General features: G+C 43.9%; 6 protein-coding genes and 1 other annotated feature. All 6 genes read right to left on the reverse strand.

From position 1 onward, the window contains the following. Positions 1-336 precede the first annotated feature (336 nt). The gene (locus KTE19_RS14270; RefSeq protein WP_347339415.1) at positions 337-663 is read right to left on the reverse strand and encodes a DUF5776 domain-containing protein; all 327 of its coding nucleotides are present in this window, start codon (positions 661-663) and stop codon (positions 337-339) included. 6 nt (positions 664-669) lie between these two features. Next, positions 670-2964, reverse strand: coding sequence for a hypothetical protein (locus tag KTE19_RS14275; protein WP_347339416.1), 2295 nt, complete (start codon positions 2962-2964; stop codon positions 670-672). 211 nt (positions 2965-3175) lie between these two features. After that, on the reverse strand, positions 3176-4396 hold the full coding sequence (locus tag KTE19_RS11880; protein WP_217164011.1) for a cation:proton antiporter: 1221 nt from the start codon (positions 4394-4396) through the stop codon (positions 3176-3178). Between the two features lie 69 nt (positions 4397-4465). Next, positions 4466-5848, reverse strand: coding sequence for a branched-chain amino acid transport system II carrier protein (gene brnQ, locus KTE19_RS11885; RefSeq protein ID WP_217164014.1), 1383 nt, complete (start codon positions 5846-5848; stop codon positions 4466-4468). A gap of 206 nt (positions 5849-6054) precedes the next feature. Further along, positions 6055-6306: a binding site (T-box leader), on the reverse strand. Positions 6307-6400: 94 nt separating this feature from the next. Beyond that, positions 6401-8167, reverse strand: coding sequence for a phosphatase PAP2 family protein (locus KTE19_RS11890; protein WP_217164016.1), 1767 nt, complete (start codon positions 8165-8167; stop codon positions 6401-6403). Positions 8168-8439: 272 nt separating this feature from the next. Next, on the reverse strand, positions 8440-8661 hold the full coding sequence (locus KTE19_RS11895; RefSeq protein WP_217342363.1) for a hypothetical protein: 222 nt from the start codon (positions 8659-8661) through the stop codon (positions 8440-8442). Between the last annotated feature and the right edge of the window lie 79 nt (positions 8662-8740).

Consider the following 8740-nt stretch of genomic DNA (forward strand, 5'->3'; position numbering starts at 1 on the left):
TTTCCATAAAGAATCACCTCATACTTAATTAATAATTCTATGGTACTCAAAAAGACGTCTACGAAGTAGACGTCCAGTTATCTAGTGCTTACACTATAAATTATTAAGCAGCGTGTTATTTAGCCTTATATTTATAATAGAACTACAAATGCATTACTGCAACAGACTAATGCTTAGCTAAAACGTTATCATTATCGTTCTGGTGACCCTAAAATAAGGATCTTCCAAGCTCCATTCATTGTTTCCTGATTCATCTCACTTTTACAAAAAAATTGCGAACAAAAAAGCCTCAGCAGTGCTGAGACCCTTTCTGACTTCTACCAACTCACTCAAAAGCTAATCATAAACTTTCACATATTTAGAATTCCCAGTAACATAACCACCAGCAATTCGGTACCTTAATGCACCATGTTTGGTAACACTATTAGCCTGAGAATAATCGTAATTCTTAATGCGAATCTTGGTACCTTTCTTGATGAGCTTGTTACGTTTGGCCAAATTGACCGTCTCGTAACGGTTAATATCCTTCTTAACCTTGACATATCGAGGTATCTTTTGCTTATCCATCTTAACAAGTTTGCGGTTTCCAGTAATGTAGTTTCCGTTACTCAAAACGTAACGAGTCGTTAAATTATGGTGAACAAACTTGGTAACGTGAAGCACTGTCCCTTACTTGTAATTGCGAACTTTGCTAGTTAGATTTACGTTCTTGTATGCATTCACACCACGTGGATTAATCACTGTTAGCGTCTTGTGTTTACTTTGATAGTATACAGGGCGAACATAGTTCCAATTTGCAGTGATGTACCCGGTTTTACCCTTATTCTTGGTTAAGTGGTTGACATCGCGAACCTTATATCGCAGATGGCCATTCTTAGAATGACTGTAACCCGTTACCACAAACATCGGTCGATAAACCCGTGGCTTACTAACATATCCAGCCTGACGATCTTGCTTGACGAAAGTATTATTCTTGTAGAGATAAACCTTCTTCAAAGCATAAACGGCTTCACCCTTCTTGGCAACCACACTTGGATTAGCTGTGGCGGTTGGATTTGTGACTGTTGGGATTGCTGGCGTATTTGGTGTTGCTGGCGTAACCGGCTGCGTTGGGGTCGTGCCACCGCCACCATTTGGAATCGTGCCATCCTTAGCAATGTAATAAGTGATTGCCGCTTGCTTAGCCGGCCAAGTCGTTGGCAATGGCGTTTGCACTTGCCCACTCTTCAGTTCACTGGTAGTGGCAGTATGATAACTATCCGGCATGTTTTCATCGATCCAAAGTTGCAGATTCAACCCACCTTGAGAAGGGGTTACCGTTGTAATTGGATCACCAACTTTATGGTTGTAACCAGGAACTTCAATTGTTCTCATCGTATGGGTCGGATCTGCCACGTCGACATAGTGAATCACAATGTTCGCAGCACTGTCAGGCAGTGGGACAACCTGAGAGTTTTTAACTACAAAAGTCGTCTTCTTAGTTGTTTCATTACCCTGGGCATTCTTAGCCGTTATCTCCAGCGTATACGTGCCATCAACCGGATGAGCGGGATCAAATACACTTCCATCATACTTTGCAGTAAACGTATAGCCTGCTGCAATAGTTTGGTCACCAACTAATGGGTTGGCTGGATCATGGGCATCTTCAACAAACTGTTTCACAAATTCCGGCGAAGTAACGGTTCCTAACACGAAATCAAAGTCAGGATCAAGTGACTTGCTAAGATCTGCCGTCTTTGTCCGTAGATCCAAAGTCGGGGTATAGCCCGTTTGATCTGGATTAACGTAACGCATTTGAACCGAGTGCGAACCGGCAGTTTGAGTGGCACCGCTTTGATCAACATACTGCAAACTCGTTTGCATCTGAATATAATCGGCCGCTCCAGTTCCCTTTACAGTTGACTGCCAGGGAGTTGTCGGCGTGTAAAATGTCAAATCAATCGACCAGCCAGGATGCATGGCTTCCGTTGAGCACTTAAAGACGGCGCCCTTACCATCCGGCGTTCTCGTCAAACTATATGTGCCAGGGGTCATCACATCATAATTCACGCCGTGGTACAGACCGCCAGTCCCATAAGAATCGACCCACGGAACAACGGAATCCATATCAATCGTATGACCGTCCGTTGGTTCAAGGGTCCAAGTAACGCTCTTTGGCATCGCTACCTGAACTGGCAACTTAATCATTCCAAAGGCACTCATGGCGTCCTGAGTATGTTGATAATACAACTGAGTTAGCTCGCTACTAGTCGCTTCTGTCCGCCCAACGTAGTTATCAGTGTAGTTTTTTTCGACCTTATCAGCTGAATTATCTGGAAAGCCACCAAAGCCACCAAAAACTGCGTGAGAGATTTGATCCGGTGTGTCAGATGGGGTAGTCCCCCCACCATCCGATTTCCCACTTGTGACCAATATCGATGAATCAGGAAAATCAATTTTAGCCTGACCGTTTGGCGTAAAAGCAGTTTGGACGTTAACTAACTGCTTGGTTATTTCCAACCCACTCTTGATCGTTCCTGAGACCACAATGGATAATTGTTGCACATTTGGCAAATCCCGTTTAGCAGTGACAGTGATCGATCCACCATTCACAACCAAGTTGAAATCTTTGTTGGGGTCAACTGAACTGGTCGTGCTCGATAGATCCATTGTGACTTTTTCCAAAACATCTTGATCCAAGTTAATCATGAAGACATCCCCAGCATGCACTCTTTCTTGGGAACTGCCTGGTGCATTGAAATTAACCTTGAACTGAGCACTGTTACCAGTTGTCAGTTCATCACCTTTTTGAAAGTTTGAACTGTACTGTAGCTCAGAAGCCGACACTGGCGGATACGTCGACTCGTCCGCGGCATTAACCACCTTTAAGCAGCCCAGTAGAACAGCTGCAAAGGCGATCAAACTGAATAAGCCAGTCACAAAGAACTTGCGTAAATTTTTGTTTTGATCATTACATATTTTCATCGCTTTTCCCCCTGATTCTATAAATAAAGAATGATAGATATTCCCCGGTAAGGTTATTATGACACCAATTGGCTGATTTGTGGGAGCGTATTTCAATAACTATAACTCTCAAGATATCAATAATGGCCGTTAGATTGCCTTCCTATAAAGAAAAAAGCGATTATTCCTTATTTTTTGGAATAATCGCTTTTTTCACGGATAAATCCTTCAATTAAGAATGCCCATTCTCGACAATCCCTTCACCAACGTCCACGGGGAGATCAGCTTTATCATCCGCTGGCAAATGATGGATTGCGTGTTTCAGTAGGAACGGCGCAATAATCGTTGACAAGATGATCACCAAAATCAGGTCAGAATAGTACGACCCTGACAGCAGACCGGATGAAAACCCAATCTGGGCGGTAATCAAGCCCATTTCACCCCGGGAGATCATCCCCGAACCAATCATGTAGCTGCTATGGATATTGAAGCCGTTCATTAATGCACCCAATCCACAGCCAAATAGCTTACTAATGCAGGCCAGGAAGGTCAAAATAGCAACGAAGAAGATTGAATTACCAAGGTGGGCAAATGACATGTTCAGGCCAATGCTGACAAAGAACAGTGGGACAAACACAGCGTACCCAATCGGCTCCATGTGAACTTCAATCGTATCCCGATAAGGTGTATGCGCCACGGCAATCCCAGCAAAGAACGCACCAACTGCGCCACTCAAGCCAGCGGCATCCGCAGCCCAAGCCATCCCTAAGCAAATCACCATTGAAGTAATTGTGACACTATTGGTCATCAACAGGCGCTCGCCAATTTGCATGATGTAGGGAACAATCCAGCGAATCATGAGATAAGTCCCGCCAAAGAAGATAACCTGTTCAAGAAAAATCAAAGTAATGTTGGTCGAGGAACCACTAGTTTTAACGCCTTCAGTTCCCATGATACTGATCATGATCGACAACAGGATAACGCCAATAATATCATCGGCAACTGCCGCGCCCAAAATCGTAGCGCCTTCTTTAGTATCCAGTGCTTTGTAGTCCCGCAATACTTCAACGGAAATCGAAACTGAAGTGGCGCTGAAGACAACGCCAATGAAGGCCGCTTCAAGTGGAGAAAACGAGAATGCCAACGTGGCGCCGCCAATCATCACAACCGGGAAGATGACCCCAACGATGGCAACGATCACGGCTGGGCGCAAATATTTACGCAGTAGCTTCAAGTTACTTTCCAAGCCACCAATGAACATGAGGATAATCACGCCAATTTGAGAAAACATGTTCAACATGCTATCCAAGTGAATCCAGTTCAACATGGCTGGCCCGACGACGATTCCAACGACAATTTGGCCAATAACCGATGGAACCCCAATTCGATTTGATAAATGTCCTGCCAACGTGGTGAGCACCAGCAGTAAGCAGAGCGCACCGATAAAGGCCATACGACAACTTCCTTTCGTTTAAGATTATGTGTTGTTTCTATTATAGTGGTTTTCTATGTGTTGTTACCGTTAATCCAAACTTTGTTGGGTACTCTTTTCGCCCATTAGTTCACCGATAAAATGAATCGCCAAACCAATGATCAAGCCAATTGCAGCTGGTAATAGCCAATCCATCCCCAGTGATGCCCCTGGCAAGAAGTTATCTAATTTCAAGATTGATTGAGCAATGGCTGATTTGGAGATGATGGCTGGTGCCGAAGCAATGGCATCAAGAATTGATGGAATAATTGTGAAAACAGTTGTCCAGATGTATACGCGACGATCATGCTTGAACAATGGTGAACTGATTGACAAAATAATCAGGGTGATGGCCAGTGGGTAGAGGAACATCAGCATTGGGGTTGACCAGGCGATAATCGTATCCAGCCCAAAGTTTGCAATGATAAATGAAAAGCCGGTGGCAATCATTAACCAAGTTCGATATGAAATTGAGGGGAACTTGAGATGCAAGGCTTCAGAAAATGATGTCGACAAACCAACTGCGGTCGTGAGACAAGTTAAGGTTGCCATCATTGCCAAAAGGATTTCGCCGGTGGTTCCTAAGAAATGGTTGGCGATCTGGTTAAAGGCGATCCCCCCATCGATAGAAGTCTTGAATGACCCGAGGCTGGTTGCGCCCAACCATACCAAACCGATATAAATGATGGCTTCCAAACCAATTCCCAACGCACCTGACTTAATCGTTGTCATGGAAATATCTTTGGCATTGGTTTGACCTAAACTGCGGATCGCTGTGATGATGGCGATTCCAAAGAGCAGGCCGGCAATACAATCCATGGTGTTATAGCCTTGAAGAAACCCATTTAAAACCGAACCGTTTTGATAAGCACTGCTCGTAATGGGTGCCGTAGATGCTTTACTGATTGGATTAGTGAATGCAAAGATAAAGATAATGGCTAACAATGCGAGAAAGGCTGGGTTCAATAATTTACCAATCGAATTTAAAATGCCTGAGGGCTTTCTGGATGCCCAGAAGGTAATTCCAAAGAAAATCAGTGAATAAATGAATAACCACATCGGTTGTTGCGATGGAGTTAAGTGAGTTGCAAAGCCGATTTGGAAGGGTGTGGTAGCCGTTCGGGGAGTGGCAAACAACGGTCCAAGGGTGGCGCAAACCATTACCATGAAGAAAGTGGCGTACTTGCTGCCGATGGGCTTGGCTAGATCATAGATCCCATTGCTATGGGTAACAGCAATCGCAATAATCGCTAACAAAGGTAACAGGGTCCCGGTAAGTAAGAAGCCAATGCCGGCACTAACCCAGTGAGCACCAGCCAGTTGACCTAAATGGATCGGGAAGATCAGGTTACCAGCCCCGAAGAACATCCCAAAAAGCATCGAGCCAATAATCAGATAATGTTTAAACGTTAATTTCTTTGATTTTGTTTCCATAATGACCGCTCCTCGTATAAAATAAATAATTGAAATTTCCGGTTAATCGTGTCGAAATGCGTTCTAAAGGGCCGATCCTTATGATCAAAGCCCTGCGTTATTCGGTAACTCGGACAATCCCGCCCGATTTTGCTTCAAATAATAATTTTCTCATTTAAATGCCCTCTTTTCTGTACAAAAAAACGTCCCTTGAAATCGATATGACTTCAAGGGACGTTTACACGTGTTACCACCCAAATTCGCAACAGCCTCACAACTGCTACCTCACCATGTACGGCCAAATTAAATTCAGCGATACACTGGCGCTGTAATGGGCGCTCCCAACAAATACTCACAATACTGTTCGCATTTGTCGCTCGAAGGCTACTTTCATTGCTTAGGCTTTTGAATCGTTCACACTTACCCGATTCTCCCTGAAAAAAGTCCTAAGAAATTACTCTCCTTGTCTTAGCAAACTCTAATGTTCTTTGATTGAGACTAATATTATTACCTTTACATCCAGATGTCAACCAATTTATGAAAATAATTTGGCAAAAGTGTGCAAATGCTTGTTTATTTAACCACTTGCACGTTCTTCTTAGTGTAGTCTAAGTGCCAACCCTTTGGTAATCCTTGAACGTGGGCAAATTTGCCGGAGTGACTCTTAAATGACAAGATCTTCGTTCCAGACTTAAGATCCTTGGCTGAACTCAGCACTAATTTACCACCCAGCTTAGCAGAACCGGAAACCGCAACCTTGTCATTAGCTGCCAAGTTCAACGTTCCCCTGTTTGCTTGGGTGTAATTGCCCTTAACGGTGACAGCCCGTGAATCCAACTTAACAGTTCCGTCAGTTAGGTTCAAACTGCCATTACCAAAAGCGGATTCGTTTTGAGCAACCAGTGAGCCGCCTTTAACAGTGGTGCCACCCTGATAACTGTTCTTGCCAAGTAATGCTAATGAGCCGGAACCTTCCTTGGTCAAGCCGCCCTTACCGGAAATATTGTTTTTCCAAGTATCGTTGGCGTTAAAGCCACCCTTGGAGGCGTCCATGTTAACCGTCGTGTTGGTAAGTAATTCACCAAACCCGTTAGCGGCCTTAAAGAGGTTCAAACGACCCCAGCCTTCGGTATCATCGCCCATTGGGTAACCGGATGGCAAGCCAGTCGTGTAAAGAACTTCCCGCCGTTGGATGTCTGACAGATATGGCAATCTTGTCTTGAGGAGAACTTCAGCCCCCTTTGGCACAACCATTGCTTTGGTCGTGTCGCCAATTGGTGAGAAGCCATAGGTCAAGCGATAAGTGTAATCCTCAAGGTTCTTTTGATAATCACTGAATGAATCTTGGGCACTTGAATCCTTTTGACTTGGCAAATTAGCCTGCGCATCCTTGTAAGCTTGGTCAGCCAATTGTTGATTATTTGGATCATTCAAAGTTGCGGCAGTCATTGCGGTACCAATTACCCGACCACCCATGACAGCCAATGGTGAATGCCGACCAGCGAGGACTCGGTCATAACCGACTTCTGAAGAACGGGTAATTAATTGTTGATAGCGTTGGGGAAATGTATAAGCAAGGGTTTCCCCAGTTTCAAAGGCGGCAGTGGTATGCCCGCTTGGAAAATCGTAATCATTTTGCTTAGCGGCAGCCATGACGTTTGCGAGGTATGGATTAACTTTGACCTGGCTACTTTGCCGATAAGGCCGGGTAAATTGAATGTATGCCTTGGGGGTTCCGGTTCCGGACCAGTCAGAATCTTCGGCAGTATCAACTAATTTGACCACCGAACCCAATTTAGAATTCTCATCCGCCCACTTCATCGAACTATAAGGTGAGTCAGCGGGGAGCGGGGCATCGGGAACGGAATTAAAATCAGTCTGGGCACCAGCATCCTTAATGAATGCGTTAGCATATGGCCCAAAGCCACTGATCAAATTATAGCGAAGATCTCGGCGATCAGTGAGGTAGGAGCGGTCAATCTCTGCTTGAGATGCCCCATTTGATATCTGGACTGATTTATCGAGATTCTCTTTTAAAAGATCTGCATTCTTTGCAGTCTTGGTTGTCGGATCCCAATAACTTAGGAACGTGTTGTTGAATAGCGCAATTGCCGGATTGGTTTCCGGTGTCGTGTTCGTTTTGATGTTCTGCTGATACTGATCAACGAAGTACCCGTATGATGCAGCCTGTGGTGCTAACGTTTTTGTAAGGCTTGAATCATCATTAGAACTACTGGCCTGCGTATTCGTTTCCGCACCAAATAACGCCGCCCCTGATAAAGTGAACACAAAGGCACTCTTAATGACTGTCTGTAAAACCGATTTCCGTTTAGTGATCATGACTAAACCTCCCAAAATATAATAACTAAGAAATGCTTATCAGAATGGCAATAATGAACAATACGGCGAACGCAATTTCCCAACCCAACTTGGGGGTATGCTTGATTTCGTTAATCATCGTTGACATCAGTTTCACCATCTTTCAACTAGTCCCTGATAACCATTCATGAATCATCTTAAGGGTAATGGTTGGTTGTAAATAACTGATAGATTATTTGTAAAAAGTGCGTAAATTTTTGGAACGGAAACCGGAAACTTTAGTTTGCAAACAGCTAGACGCTTGACCACCACTTCTTATTTCTCAGTGGCCTGAAGAAAATCACCATGATCAGACTGATCGACAGCAACATATCCAATATAACTCTGCCAATCATCATGCCTAACGCTTCATAGGTGCCTGACTGAACAATAGAAGAATTCCATGAAGAATTCAAAAAATTAATGACAATATTGACTGCCAACAAAATAAAGAAGCTCCCAAAAATTTCAAGCAATGAAGTGCCCTACAATTGTTAGACAAGTAAGTCTAATGATTGTGGGGCTTTTCTTGTGACAAAATATAGTAGTCAATTC

Origin of the sequence: Lentilactobacillus dabitei (assembly GCF_019061365.1) — a bacterium.
Lineage (GTDB): Bacteria > Bacillota > Bacilli > Lactobacillales > Lactobacillaceae > Lentilactobacillus > Lentilactobacillus dabitei.